This window comes from Bradyrhizobium sp. UFLA05-109 (assembly GCF_054185165.1).
Genome location: NZ_JBBIAR010000046.1, coordinates 20425 through 32837, shown reverse-complemented (window position 1 = coordinate 32837; position 12413 = coordinate 20425). Strand labels below are relative to the sequence as shown.

The 12413-nt window shown below is 65.0% G+C and carries 12 protein-coding genes and 1 riboswitch; of the genes, 9 read left to right on the top strand and 3 right to left on the bottom strand.

Features of this window, described 5'->3' with window-relative positions:
- Positions 1 to 74: 74 nt before the first annotated feature.
- A complete protein-coding gene (locus tag Q3C01_RS29175) occupies positions 75 to 575 on the bottom strand; it encodes a type III secretion system chaperone family protein (protein WP_458148740.1) in 501 nt (166 codons plus the stop codon).
- 402 nt (positions 576 to 977) lie between these two features.
- Positions 978 to 1128: riboswitch (FMN riboswitch) on the top strand.
- A gap of 77 nt (positions 1129 to 1205) precedes the next feature.
- Here Q3C01_RS29175 and Q3C01_RS29170 point away from each other — a divergent pair.
- The 9 genes from Q3C01_RS29170 to Q3C01_RS29130 all read left to right on the top strand — a co-directional run bounded on the left by Q3C01_RS29170 (position 1206) and on the right by Q3C01_RS29130 (position 10451).
- A complete protein-coding gene (locus tag Q3C01_RS29170) occupies positions 1206 to 1784 on the top strand; it encodes a 6,7-dimethyl-8-ribityllumazine synthase (RefSeq protein ID WP_458148739.1) in 579 nt (192 codons plus the stop codon).
- 101 nt (positions 1785 to 1885) lie between these two features.
- The gene (locus Q3C01_RS29165; RefSeq protein WP_458148738.1) at positions 1886 to 3091 is read left to right on the top strand and encodes an MHYT domain-containing protein; all 1206 of its coding nucleotides are present in this window, start codon (positions 1886 to 1888) and stop codon (positions 3089 to 3091) included.
- Between the two features lie 171 nt (positions 3092 to 3262).
- Complete coding sequence (locus tag Q3C01_RS29160) at positions 3263 to 4126, top strand: FAD binding domain-containing protein (RefSeq protein ID WP_458148780.1); 864 nt, start codon at positions 3263 to 3265, stop codon at positions 4124 to 4126.
- Between the two features lie 11 nt (positions 4127 to 4137).
- On the top strand, positions 4138 to 4638 hold the full coding sequence (locus Q3C01_RS29155) for a (2Fe-2S)-binding protein (protein ID WP_458148737.1): 501 nt from the start codon (positions 4138 to 4140) through the stop codon (positions 4636 to 4638).
- A complete protein-coding gene (locus Q3C01_RS29150; protein WP_458148736.1) occupies positions 4635 to 7055 on the top strand; it encodes an aerobic carbon-monoxide dehydrogenase large subunit in 2421 nt (806 codons plus the stop codon). Before Q3C01_RS29155 ends, Q3C01_RS29150 begins: the two co-directional genes overlap by 4 nt.
- A 2-nt stretch (positions 7056 to 7057) precedes the next feature.
- Complete coding sequence (locus tag Q3C01_RS29145) at positions 7058 to 7924, top strand: AAA family ATPase (RefSeq protein ID WP_458148735.1); 867 nt, start codon at positions 7058 to 7060, stop codon at positions 7922 to 7924.
- The gene (locus Q3C01_RS29140) at positions 7921 to 9129 is read left to right on the top strand and encodes a vWA domain-containing protein (RefSeq protein ID WP_458148734.1); all 1209 of its coding nucleotides are present in this window, start codon (positions 7921 to 7923) and stop codon (positions 9127 to 9129) included. The genes Q3C01_RS29145 and Q3C01_RS29140 overlap by 4 nt, the downstream gene beginning before the upstream one ends.
- Positions 9130 to 9142: 13 nt before the next feature.
- On the top strand, positions 9143 to 10039 hold the full coding sequence (locus tag Q3C01_RS29135; protein ID WP_458148733.1) for an XdhC family protein: 897 nt from the start codon (positions 9143 to 9145) through the stop codon (positions 10037 to 10039).
- On the top strand, positions 9999 to 10451 hold the full coding sequence (locus Q3C01_RS29130) for an SRPBCC family protein (RefSeq protein ID WP_458148732.1): 453 nt from the start codon (positions 9999 to 10001) through the stop codon (positions 10449 to 10451). Before Q3C01_RS29135 ends, Q3C01_RS29130 begins: the two co-directional genes overlap by 41 nt.
- Positions 10452 to 10569: 118 nt before the next feature.
- Here Q3C01_RS29130 and Q3C01_RS29125 read toward each other — a convergent pair whose 3' ends face one another.
- Both Q3C01_RS29125 and Q3C01_RS29120 read right to left on the bottom strand, forming a co-directional pair.
- Positions 10570 to 11523, bottom strand: coding sequence for a ribose-phosphate pyrophosphokinase (locus tag Q3C01_RS29125; RefSeq protein WP_458148731.1), 954 nt, complete (start codon positions 11521 to 11523; stop codon positions 10570 to 10572).
- A 191-nt stretch (positions 11524 to 11714) separates the two neighbouring features.
- Positions 11715 to 12320: a hypothetical protein gene (locus tag Q3C01_RS29120; RefSeq protein ID WP_458148730.1), complete on the bottom strand. Its 606-nt coding sequence runs from the start codon at positions 12318 to 12320 to the stop codon at positions 11715 to 11717.
- Between the last annotated feature and the right edge of the window lie 93 nt (positions 12321 to 12413).

Genomic DNA, 12413 nt, shown 5'->3' with positions numbered 1-12413 from the left:
GTCGTGCAATACGGTGAAATCACGCGGTATGGATCCTGGCTTTCGCCAGGACGACCTTGGGGAGGCGGTGTGCGTTACGCCTCGCCCGCCGTGTCGAACATCGCCGCGTCCATCGCCTCGCTGGTCGATTTGCCCGCCCACACCACGAACTGGAACGCTGGGAAATAGCGCTCGCAGGCGTGGATGGCGCCGGCGAGCATGGCCTCGCATTGCGCGGTCGATGCGGTCAGCCCCCCCGGCAGCATCAGAGCCTGGCGGTGCATGATCATGCCAGTGTGGGTCCACAGATCGAAGTGCCCGACCCACAATTGCTCGTTGATGGCGGCGACCAGCCGCTGCACTTCCGGACGGCGCGCAAGCGGAATCTTCATGTCGAATGCGCAGGCCAGATGCAGCGCCTCGATCTCGCTCATCCAGGTGAAGGAGAGCTGATAGTCGGTCCACTGCCCCTTCGAGACGATGGTGATCTCGTCGTCGCCGGAACGTTCGAACGCCCAGTTGTTACTAGCGGCGATGTCCTCCACCACCGAGAGCGGGTGGCTGCGGGAATCGATATTGCTTTCGAGCAGGGACATGCCGTCTCGACCTCTTGCCTTATTGTTGTCTTGATACGCACGCGGTTGGCCCGGCGCGCGCTCCCTTAACGTCGCTAGCGGCGATCCCCTCGGATCGCGCGGGCCTGTCGGGGATCAACTGATGTGATTTGCGGAATCTGCGCAACTCCGTCGCGAGTCCGTCCACAAGGTCCGACAGGCTCGTCCACAGCTCATCTCGGCCACAATTATTAATTTGAGAACAAATCGGAATCGGATTGAGCGACCGGCGCGCCAATCGTTAATGCAGTCCCAAAATTCCGTTCCACGAGGCGCCCGGACCGCCCCGGCGGCATGGGACCATGCGGTTTGGCGATGCCGAAGGCGCTTGCTGCGGCCGCCCGCCGGCGTCATATTTGATCCAGGTTGTTCATTCCGAGCAGCCGATGTTCTCAGGGCGGGGTGAAAGTCCCCACCGGCGGTAAGGGCCGAAAGGTCCAAGCCCGCGAGCGCCTTCCTCCGCAAGGGGGAAGGGTCAGCAGATTCGGTGCGACTCCGAAGCCGACGGTTAAAGTCCGGATGAAAGAGAACGGTCGGTGGCGGTCCGCATCGCGACGATGCGGCCGTTTGTCGTTCCGTATGCCCTGATTCTGGTCCTTAAGAAGGAAAGCCATGAATCAGATGTTGCAAGATCCGCAAGTCGAAGCGTCCCAGCTTCAACCATCCCAGGAAACCCAACCTCCGCCGGTTCCACCCGAGCCGTTGGTGCGTGAGCATCCCCGCTTCGCAAAGCCGCAACGGGTCGCCTTCGTCGAAGCCTGCTGGCATCACGATGTCGTGCAGGAGGCGCGCTTTGCCTTCCTGAAGGAGGCGGAGGCGCGGCACCTCACCCATGTCGACGTGTTCCAGGTGCCGGGCTCGTTCGAGATCCCGCTGCACGCGCAGATTCTCGCCAAGACGCGGCGCTACACCGCGATCGTTGCGGCCGGCCTCGTCGTCGACGGCGGCATCTACCGCCACGAGTTCGTCTCCGATACCGTGATCAAGGCGCTGATGGACGTGCAACTGCGTACTGAGGTGCCGGTGTTCTCCGCCGTGCTGACGCCGCAGCAATTCCACGAGACCGAGGTGCACTACGACTTCTTCCGCAAGCACTTTGCGATCAAGGGCGTGGAGGTTGCCGAGGCCTGCGCCAACACGCTGCACGGCCTGGAGCGGCTACGCGGCCAGGTCGCGGCGGGGATCGTATAACCTTCGTCTCACACGCCGCTGATTGTCATTCCCGCTGCCGCGTTGATAAACTCGGCGGCGGGAGGAGACCGGGCCGTGGAGACGGGCCGGCCGGCAAGATCATGTTCGAAGGACACGATCCCTATCTCGTCGCGCTTTCCGTCGCGATCGCGAGCCTGGGCGGATATACCGGCTTTGCGCTTGCGGCGCGCATCCGCAACACGCCGGGCGTCAGCAACCGCGTGCTGCTGGCGGGCGCGGCGGCATTTCTGGCCGTCGGCATCTGGACCATGCATTTCGTCGGCATGCTGGCGGCGCCGCTGCCGCCGGACACCGTCTATCTCGTCCTGCCCACCATCATCTCGTTCCTGATCTGCGCGCTGGTGGTCGGCATCTCCCTGTTCTTCGTCTCGATCGGCGAGCCCTCGCTGAAGCGGGTGATGTCTTCGGCCGTGCTGCTCGGCGTCGGCATCAGCAGCATGCATTATGTGGGCATCCACGGCCTTTCCGGGCCGTTCACAATCGCGCATGACGAACCAATCGTGCTGCTCTCGGTCGTGGTGGCGATTGGTACCGCCTATGGCGGCTTGCGCGCCTTCCTCGCGCAGCAGGAAGGCTTTCGCCTGATCGTGAGCGCGATCGCCTTCGGCGTCGCAGTGTCCGGGATGCATTACACCGCCATGCACGGCATGCATTTCATGCCGCTCACAGGTGAAGCGCATCAGCATCTCGGCGGCAGCCTTGCGGCGTCGCAACAAATCCTCTCCATCGTGGTGGCAGTGCTTTGCTTCGTGATCGCCGCCGGCTTCCTGCTCTCACTGGTGCCGGATCCGCGCCGGCAGACCCTGGTGCCGGCGATGGCCGGCGATCCCACTGCGCCGGCAGTCGCGTTCCCGGCCGAGCCAGCTTCTGTTGCAGCGCCACTGCGGCCGGTGTCGGCGCCGCTCGGCGGCGTCGGCCAGCCGCCGCGCGCGGCACCCGTCCCCCGCCTGCCGGTCGAAGGCGCCGACGGCACGCATTTCATCGATACCGCCAATGTCCGCAGTGTCCGCGCCGACGCCCACTATACACGGGTGCATGACGGCACCCGCGAGCGCATGTGCCCGTGGTCGATCTCGGAGGCCGAGGCGCAGCTCGATCCCAGCCTGTTTCTTCGGGTGCACCGCAGCCACATCGTCTGCATTCCCCATGTCGCCCTCGTCCGCAGGGAGGGCGACGGCGCCGTGCTCGAGCTCGACGGTCCGTCCCCACACCGCGTGCCCGTGAGTCGCGCCAAAATCGCCGAGGTGAAAGCGAGGTTGGGGCTGGCGACGCGGCGACACGCGTAGACCCGAGCCGCGAGGAAGGGTCGCGCAAGCTGACGCAATTCGTGCGTTTTAGTCCGCATTTCGTGCGAAATCCCCCTCTTTGTGCCCCAACCATTGCGGCTCGCTCCGCTCAGGAAGACGGTCCGGCCCAACGTCCGCGCCAGCGTGCGCAAGGACGATTGGGAGGAGACGATGATCCCGGGCGCATTCAGCTATCACCGGCCGGCAAGCGTTGCCGACGCCGTCAAACTGCTATCCGACCTTGGCGAGGACGCACGGCCGCTGGCCGGCGGGCACAGCCTGGTGCCGATGATGAAGCTTCGGCTGGCGAGCCCCGCTCATCTGGTCGACCTCCACGGCATCGCCGGTCTCAAGGGCATCCGCCGCGACGGCGATAGCCTCGTCATCGGCGCGATGACCACCCAGCATGATCTGCTCGCCTCCGAGGAGACCGCAAGATCAGTGCCGATCCTCCATGAAGCTGCGCTTTTGATCGCCGATCCGCAGGTGCGCTACCGCGGCACGGTCGGCGGCAATGTCGCCAATGGCGATCCCGGCAACGACATGCCGGCGCTGATGCTCACACTGGGCGCGACCTATCGCCTCGAAGGCGCGAACGGCACCCGCGAGGTCAAGGCGGCCGATTTCTACCAGGGCGCCTATTTCACCGCGCTCGAGCCCGGCGAGATCCTCACCGCTGTTTCGGTCCCAGTGCCCGCCGCGGGCCACGGCTACGCCTACGAAAAACTCAAGCGCAAGGTCGGCGATTACGCGACCGCGGCCGCAGCCGTCGTGCTCACCATGGCGGGCGGCAAGGTCGCGAGCTGCGCGATCGGGCTCACCAATGTCCACGAGACGCCGCTGCTCGCCACTGACGCGGCAAACGCGGTGATCGGCACGAGCCTCGATATGGCTGCGTTGAAGAACGCGGCCGCTGCGGCGGAAGCAATCATGTCGCCGGCGGCGGACGCCCGCGGGCCGGTCGAATATCGCAAGCATGTCGGCGGCATCATGGTCGTGCGGGCGCTGCAACGCGCCGCCGGCCGCGCGCGTTAGGAGAGGGACAAATGGCAAAAACACATGTGACCATGAAGGTGAACGGCGCCGAGGTCGAAGGCCTCGTCGAACCGCGGACGCTGCTCGTACATTTCATCCGCGAGAACCTCGGGATGACAGGCACCCATATCGGCTGCGAGACCACCCATTGCGGTGCATGCACCGTCGATATCGACGGCATGTCGGTGAAGTCCTGCACCATGTTCGCAGTGCAGGCCAATGGCAGCGACATCACGACCGTCGAAGGCATGGCCAATGCCGACGGCTCGCTGTCGGCGTTGCAGGAAGGGTTTCGCATGATGCACGGCCTGCAATGCGGCTTCTGTACGCCTGGGATGATCATGCGGGCGCACCGCCTGCTGAAGGAGAATCCCTCGCCTTCCGAAGAGGAAATCCGTATCGGCATCTCCGGCAACATCTGCCGCTGCACCGGCTACCAGAACATCGTCAGGGCGATTCAATACGCCGCTGCCAAGCTCAACGGCATCGAATTCAAGGAGGCCGCGGAATGAACGACTTAACTCCCACGCGGGAACAACGCACGGCCGCGCTCGAAGGTATGGGCTGCAAGCGCAAGCGCGTCGAGGACATCCGCTTCACCCAAGGCAAGGGCAACTACGTCGACGACGTCAAGCTGCCGGGCATGCTGCACGGCGATTTCGTCCGCTCGCCGCACGCGCATGCGCGCGTCAAGAAAATCGACGACAGCGAAGCACTGAAGGTCCCCGGCGTGCTCGCGGTGATCACCGCCGAGACGCTGAAGACGGTTAACCTCGCCTGGATGCCAACGCTTGCCGGCGACGTGCAGATGGTTTTGGCCGACGGCAAGGTGCTGTTCCAGAACCAGGAGGTCGCCTTCGTGGTCGCGACCGACCGCTATGCCGCCGACGACGGCGTCAACAAGGTGGTCGTCGAGTATGAGCAGCTCACCCCGCTGGTCGATCCCTTCAAGTCGATGGCGCCGGACGCGCCTGTGCTGCGCGAGGACCTCGCCGGCAAGACCACAGGCGCCCACGGCCCGCGCAAGCACCACAACCACATCTTCGAATGGACCGTCGGCGACAAGGATCTGACCGACGCAGCCTTTAGGAAGGCCGAGGTGACGATCAAGGAGATGATCTCCTACCACCGCACCCATCCGTCGCCACTCGAGACCTGCCAGTGCGTCTGCTCCTTCGACAAGATCAAGGGCGAGCTGACGATATGGGGTACCTTCCAGGCGCCCCATGTGATCCGCACCGTGGTGTCGCTGATCGCGAAATTGCCGGAACAAAAGATCCACGTGATCTCGCCCGATATCGGCGGCGGCTTCGGCAACAAGGTCGGCGCCTATCCCGGCTACATCTGCGCAGCCGTCGCCTCCATCGTCACCGGCAAGCCGGTGAAATGGGTCGAGGACCGCATCGAGAACCTGACCGCGACCTCGTTCGCGCGCGATTATCACATGACCGCTGAAATTGCCGCGACCAGGGATGGAAAGGTCACCGGCCTGCGCGTCCACGTGCTCGCCGATCACGGCGCGTTCGACGCCTGCGCCGATCCGTCGAAATGGCCGGCCGGCTTCTTCAACATCGTCACCGGCTCCTACGACTTCCCGACAGCGCATCTCGCCGTCGATGGCGTCTACACCAACAAGGCGCCGGGCGGCGTCGCCTACCGCTGCTCGTTCCGCGTCACGGAGGCTGCCTACTGCATCGAGCGCGCCATGGACATCCTGGCGCAGAAGCTCGGCATGGATCCGGCCGAGCTGCGACTGAAGAACTTCATCAAGCCGGAGCAGTTTCCGTATCACTCGGCCTTGGGTTGGGAATACGATTCCGGCGACTACCACACCGCGATGCGCAAGATGATGGAGACAACCGGCTACGCTGCGCTCCGGAAGGAGCAGGCAGACAAGCGCGCGGCGTTTGCGCGCGGCGAGACCCGCGAGATCATGGGCTTGGGGGTCTCCTTCTTCACCGAGATCGTCGGTGCCGGCCCCTCGAAGAATTGCGACATCCTAGGCATCGCCATGTTCGATTCCTGCGAGATCCGCATGCATCCGACCGGTGCCGGCATCGCGCGCATGGGGACGAAGAGTCAGGGCCAGGGGCACGAGACCACCTGGGCCCAGATCATCGCGACCGAGATCGGCATTCCCGCCGACAACATCCAGGTCGAGGAGGGCAATACCGACACCGCGCCTTATGGGCTCGGCACCTACGGCTCGCGCTCGACGCCCGTGGCCGGCGCCGCGATCGCGATGGCTGCCCGAAAAATCAAGGCCAAGGCGCAGATGATCGCGGCCTACAAGCTCGAGGTCCACGAGGACGACCTCGAATGGGACATCGATGGGTTCCGGGTGAAGGGCCTGCCGGAGAGGTTCATGTCGATGAAGGATATCTGCTGGGCGGCATACAACTCGGTGCCGCCAGGCATGGAGCCGGGGCTCGAGGCGGTCTCCTACTACGATCCGCCCAACATGACCTATCCGTTCGGCGCCTATCTCTGCGTGATGGATATCGATGTCGATACCGGCGTGTACAAGGTCCGGCGCTTCTATGCGCTCGATGACTGCGGCACCCGCATCAACCCGATGATCATCGAGGGCCAGGTGCATGGCGGCCTCACCGAGGCCTTCGCGATCGCGATGGGGCAGGAGATCCGCTACGACGACACCGGCAACGTCGTCACCGGCTCGTTCATGGACTTCTTCATGCCGACCGCAGTCGAGACACCGCATTGGGAGACCGACTTCACCGTGACCCCGTCGCCGCATCATCCGATCGGTGCCAAGGGCGTCGGCGAGAGCCCGAATGTCGGCGGTGTGCCGGCCTTCTCCAACGCCGTCAACGACGCGTTCGCGTTTCTGGGGGCGACGCACATCCAGATGCCGCACGACTACTGGCGCAACTGGAAGGCGGCGAAACAGCTTGGAGCGGTCGCGTAGCGATGAAAGGCCGTGACGAGATCGCGCAGGCGCTGGCTGCGTCGGGCTACATCGCCGACACGGAGCTCGCGACCGCGATCTCGCTGATGCAATTGTTGCGGCGTCCGCTGCTGCTGGAAGGCGAGGCGGGCGTCGGCAAGACGGAAGTGGCGAAGGCGCTTGCCAAAGTGCATGCGACCGAGCTGATCCGTCTGCAATGCTATGAGGGTCTCGATCAGTCCTCCGCGCTCTATGAGTGGAACTACCAGCGCCAATTGCTGGCGATCCAGGCGCATCGCGGCACTGATAGCATCGAGGACCAGATCTTCTCGGAAAAGTACCTCCTGGAGCGACCACTGCTGGCCGCGATCCGCCGCGCGCAACCGCCGGTGCTGCTGATCGACGAGATCGATCGCGCCGACGACGAGTTCGAGGCGTTCTTGCTCGAGCTGCTCTCCGACTTCCAGGTTTCGATCCCCGAGCTCGGCACCATCCCGGCGACCACCATCCCGCAGGTGGTGCTGACCTCGAACGCCACGCGCGAGCTCTCCGATGCGTTGCGCCGGCGCTGCCTCTATCACTATGTTGATTATCCCGACGTCGATCGCGAGACCCGCATCATCCTGGCGCGGATCGCGGGCGCAAGCCCCTCCATGTCGCTCCAGATCGCACGCATGGTCGAAGGCGTCCGCAAGGAGGAATTGCGGAAGGTGCCTGGTGTCGCGGAGACGCTGGACTGGGCGGCAGCGCTTGTCGGCCTCGACATAAGCGATCTCCACGATGCGCCCGAGACCGTGCATGAGACGCTGATCTGCCTGTTGAAGACGCATGAGGACCGCGCGCGTTTCACGCGCGAGGTGACGGAACGCCTGCTCGGGAGAGTCGCATGAGCTGCTGCGGCGCGAGCCCTGAATTCGAGGACCTCAACGAGGTCTCCCGCCTCGTCTCCACGCGGCTTGCCGCCTTCCTGCGTACGCTGCGCGACGCCGGATTCCGAGTCGGGCTCGCAGAGGGGCAGGACGCGGCGGCGCTGATGTCGGTGGGGTATGCTGCGCGTCCGGGCCTCTTGCGTTCAGCGTTCAAGCATCTGTTCTCGGCGCGCAAGTCCGACTGGGACAAATTCGACGGTTTGTTCGACGCGTTCTGGCTTGGCAAGCGCGTGCGTTCGCGCTCGCGGATAATCGGCGCGACGCAAGGCGCGAGCAGCCCTTCACTCAAGACCCTGCAGGATACGACGACGGAACAGGGCGGCGATCAGCCGCTGACCGACCAGATCCCGTCATCCGACGATGCGCCGGATGGGCTCGGCGGCGAGGGACGGATGGAAGGCGCCTCGCGTGCGGAGAACCGTGCCGAAGTCGACTTCCGCAAGCTCAGCGATCCCGACCAGATCGCGCAGGCACATGAGGCCGCGGCGCAGCTCGCAAAAGTGATGCGCACCCGGCTGACACGGCGTGATCTTGCTCGGCGGCGCGGCCACAGGCTCGATCTCCGCCGCACCATCCACCGCAACATCAGCCATGGCGGCGTGCCAATCAGCCTGGTGAAGCGGCAGCGCAAGAACAAGCCGCTGCGGCTGATCGTGCTGCTTGATGCGTCGGGCTCGATGAGCGCCTACACATCCGTATTCCTACGCTTCATCCACGGTGTGCTCGACGAATTCCACGAGGCCGAGGCGTTTCTGTTCCACACGCGGCTTGCCTATGTCTCCGATGCGTTGAAGGAGAAGGACGCCGGCCGCGCGCTCGACCGCCTCTCGATCATGGCGCAGGGTGCAGGCGGCGGCACGAAGATCGGCGAGAGCCTGCAAAGCTTCAACCGCTGGCACGCGCAGCGCGTGATCCATTCGCGCAGTTGCGTGATGATCGTATCCGACGGCTACGAGACCGGCGATGCGGTATTGCTCGGACGCGAAATGGCAGCGTTGTCGCGGCGTTGCCGGCGCATCGTCTGGCTCAATCCGATGATGGCGTGGGATGGCTACGCGCCGGAGGCGAGGGGCATCAAGGCCGCGCTGCCCCATGTCGATCTCTACGCGCCCGCCAACACGCTGCAAAGCCTGTGCGCGCTCGAACCCTATCTGGCGAAGCTCTGACGGAGGCACCCAAATGATCAGTAAAGCGACAGCGAATGTCGAGGTGCTCGATCTCGTCGCGCAGATGAAGGCCGCCGAGCGTGCCTTCGTGCTCGCGACCGTGGTGCGCACCGTGTCGGTCACGGCGGCGAAAGCCGGCGCAAAGGCGATCATCGCGGCCGACGGCCGCATCGTCGCTGGCTGGATCGGCGGCGGCTGCGCCCGTGGCGCGGTGCTGATGGCGGCGCGCGAGGCGCTCGCCGATGGCGTGCCGCGGATGGTCTCGGTGCAGCCGGAGAATCTGCTCGCCGAGCTCGGCGTCAGTCCGGGCGAGAGCCGTGACGGTATCCGCTTTGCCAGCAACATGTGCCCGAGCAAGGGCACCATGGACATCTTCGTCGAGCCGGTGCTGCCGCATCCCTCGCTCGTCGTGCTCGGCGCGAGCCCGGTGGCGCTGTCGCTCGCGGCGCAGGCGCGCACGCTCGGCTTTCACGTGACGCTGGCAGCGCCGTCGGCCGATCTCGCCTCGCAGCCCGACGCCGACACGCTTATCGACGGCTACCGGTTGAGCGAATTGACCGAGGCAAAACGCTTCGTCGTGGTCTCGACGCAAGGCAAGGGCGACGAGGTCGCGCTGCGGGCGGCGGTCGCTGTTGAGGCCGCCTATCACGCCTTCGTCGGCAGCCGCCGCAAGATGGCGGCACTGCGCTCAAAACTGATCGCGGACGGCGTCGACGCCGCTGCGATCGATCGCGTCAAGGCGCCGGCCGGGCTCGATCTCGGCGCCATCACACCGGAGGAGATCGCGATGTCGATCCTCGCCGAGATCACGCAGGTGCGCCGCCGCGGCCAGCGCGCCGCCGCTGTTGAAGACAAGGAGAGGACCGACCATGCAGATGACCGACAGCCAGCGCATTCCCGCATCCCGTGACAAGGTCTGGGCTGCGCTCAACGATCCCGATGTGCTGAAGCAGTGCATCCCCGGCTGTCAGTCGCTCGAGGTCACCGGCCCGAATGAAATGACCGCCACCGTCGTCTTCAGGGTCGGCCCGGTGAAGGCAACCTTCGGCGGCAAGGTGACGCTGTCCGATCTTCGGCCGCCAAACAGCTATCGCATTTCGGGTGAAGGCTCCGGCGGCGTCGCCGGCTTCGCCAAAGGCGGCGCCGTAGTGCGGCTGGAATCGGACGGCGCCGACAGCACCGTGCTGCATTATGATGTCGACGCCCAGATCGGCGGCAAGCTCGCCCAACTCGGGGCGCGGCTGATCAACTCCACCGCCACGAAGCTCGCCGGCGAGTTCTTCGCGTCTTTTGCCGGGGTGGTGGCTGCGGAGGCGGGTTAGCGTAGGGTGGGCAAAGCGAAAGCGCGCCCACCGCTTTCGCGGCAACAAAAAAGGTGGGCACGGCGCTTCGCGCCTTTGCCCACCCTACAAAGCCCGCCCAAGGGTGCAGAGGCGAAAATCAGTCGAACAGGCTCGACACCGATTCTTCCGCCGCCGTGCGCGCGATCGCATCCGAAATCAGGCTTGCGATCGGCAATGTGCGGATGTTCGGCGACTTGATCACCGCATCAGTCGGCAGGATCGAGTCCGTGATCACCAGTTCTTTCAGCTTCGAGGAGGCGATGCGCGCGGCCGCGCCGCCGGAGAGAACGCCGTGGGTGATATAGGCGTAGACGTCCTTGGCCCCCTTGGCGATCAGCGCATCGGCTGCGTTCACCAGCGTGCCGCCGGAATCGACGATGTCGTCCACGAGAATGCAGGTGTAGCCGGCAACGTCGCCGATGACGTTCATGACCTCGGACTCGCCGGGACGCTCGCGCCGCTTGTCGACGATAGCGAGCGGGGTGTTGATGCGCTTGGCTAGCCCGCGCGCACGCGCCACGCCGCCGACGTCGGGGGAGATCACCATCACCTTGGAGAGGTCGAACCTCTCCTTGATGTCGCGCACCATCAGCGGCGCGGCGTAGAGGTTATCGGCCGGGATGTCGAAGAAGCCCTGGATCTGGGTAGCATGCAGATCGAGCGTCATGACGCGGTCGACGCCGGCCTGGGTGAGCAGATTCGCGACCAGCTTGGCCGAGATCGGCGTGCGGGAGCCGGATTTGCGATCCTGCCGCGCGTAGCCGAAATAGGGGATAACCGCCGTGATGCGACGCGCCGACGAGCGGCGCAGTGCATCGGTGATGATCAGGAGCTCCATCAGATGGTCGTTCGCGGGGAACGAGGTCGATTGGATGACGAAGGCGTCCGAGCCGCGGACGTTCTCCTGGATCTCGACAAAGATCTCCATGTCGGCGAAGCGTCGTACCACCGCTTTCGTCAACGGCACATGCAGGCCTTGCGCGATCGCTTGCGCGAGCGCCGGATTGGAATTGCCGGCAACCAGCTTGATTGAGCCGTTTTTGGCCGACATGGTCGCTTCCTCCCGCGCCTTGCTGGACACGACGTTCAACATTTCGGATACCCATGGAGCACGGTTTCGACGGGCGAGCAAATATCAGGCCCGAGGCCGCACTGGCAACCCGGGGTGCTACGTTTTCCCTGCGAAAATCCTGAGTCGGGCCAACGGTTTGGCCGGGTATTGGGGCCGTGGTTTAGCGCTGGTTATCGCTCGGCGTAGCCGAGCGCCGCGGCGGGCATATCCGGTGCGAGCGGGCCCGGCAGCACGCTCGCCACCGCAGGTCCCCGCAAGGCGGGAGAATCCGCCGGCGTTCCGTTGATCATATTGGAAAGTCCGCTGAATCCGGCCTGAGCGATCTTCCGCAGGACTAGGTCGTCGGCGGCCGACCAGGGGTCGCGACCGGCCTTGCTGCCGGGTTCCTCACCGGACAGGCGCAGCGCACGCTGCTGGTTGGCGTCATAGACGTCCCAGACCCAGGCTATCATGGTCTTGCCGCGGACGACCTGAGCCGAGAGATAGCTGCGTACGCGGTAGGCAGCGGTGCCCTCGCGCGAGACCACCGTCAGGCTGCGAAGTTTCGATTCGCTGTCGAGCACGCCGACCATGCGATCGAACACCTGCGGCGGCGGCCCGTCGATGGATTCAAAGGCTACCGTGGTCCCGCTGCCGCCGCTCGGCGGCGCCATCGCATAGGAGTTGCTCGCCGCCCCGCCGCCGGCGCAGCCGCCAAGCGCGCACGATGCCGCCAGCAACATAGCCGCCAGCACGCGCGTGCCTGCGCGGCGCAAGAATGATGACGCTTCCCTCATTATGGAGGGCAGCGATATCGTTAAAATGCATTAACGTCTAGGGCGGGGGAGCCACACTCCCAAATGCAGTCATTCCGGGGCTCGCGTAGCGAG

Excerpts from the sequence above, each read along its gene's own strand:
- Q3C01_RS29175 (WP_458148740.1), bottom strand. The coding sequence starts at position 575 with ATGTCCCTGCTCGAAAGCAATATCGATTCCCGCAGCCACCCGCTCTCG.
- Q3C01_RS29170 (WP_458148739.1), top strand. The coding sequence starts at position 1,206 with ATGAATCAGATGTTGCAAGATCCGCAAGTCGAAGCGTCCCAGCTTCAA.
- Q3C01_RS29165 (WP_458148738.1), top strand. The coding sequence starts at position 1,886 with ATGTTCGAAGGACACGATCCCTATCTCGTCGCGCTTTCCGTCGCGATC.
- Q3C01_RS29160 (WP_458148780.1), top strand. The coding sequence starts at position 3,263 with ATGATCCCGGGCGCATTCAGCTATCACCGGCCGGCAAGCGTTGCCGAC.
- Q3C01_RS29155 (WP_458148737.1), top strand. The coding sequence starts at position 4,138 with ATGGCAAAAACACATGTGACCATGAAGGTGAACGGCGCCGAGGTCGAA.
- Q3C01_RS29150 (WP_458148736.1), top strand. The coding sequence starts at position 4,635 with ATGAACGACTTAACTCCCACGCGGGAACAACGCACGGCCGCGCTCGAA.
- Q3C01_RS29145 (WP_458148735.1), top strand. The coding sequence starts at position 7,058 with ATGAAAGGCCGTGACGAGATCGCGCAGGCGCTGGCTGCGTCGGGCTAC.
- Q3C01_RS29140 (WP_458148734.1), top strand. The coding sequence starts at position 7,921 with ATGAGCTGCTGCGGCGCGAGCCCTGAATTCGAGGACCTCAACGAGGTC.
- Q3C01_RS29135 (WP_458148733.1), top strand. The coding sequence starts at position 9,143 with ATGATCAGTAAAGCGACAGCGAATGTCGAGGTGCTCGATCTCGTCGCG.
- Q3C01_RS29130 (WP_458148732.1), top strand. The coding sequence starts at position 9,999 with ATGCAGATGACCGACAGCCAGCGCATTCCCGCATCCCGTGACAAGGTC.
- Q3C01_RS29125 (WP_458148731.1), bottom strand. The coding sequence starts at position 11,523 with ATGTCGGCCAAAAACGGCTCAATCAAGCTGGTTGCCGGCAATTCCAAT.
- Q3C01_RS29120 (WP_458148730.1), bottom strand. The coding sequence starts at position 12,320 with ATGAGGGAAGCGTCATCATTCTTGCGCCGCGCAGGCACGCGCGTGCTG.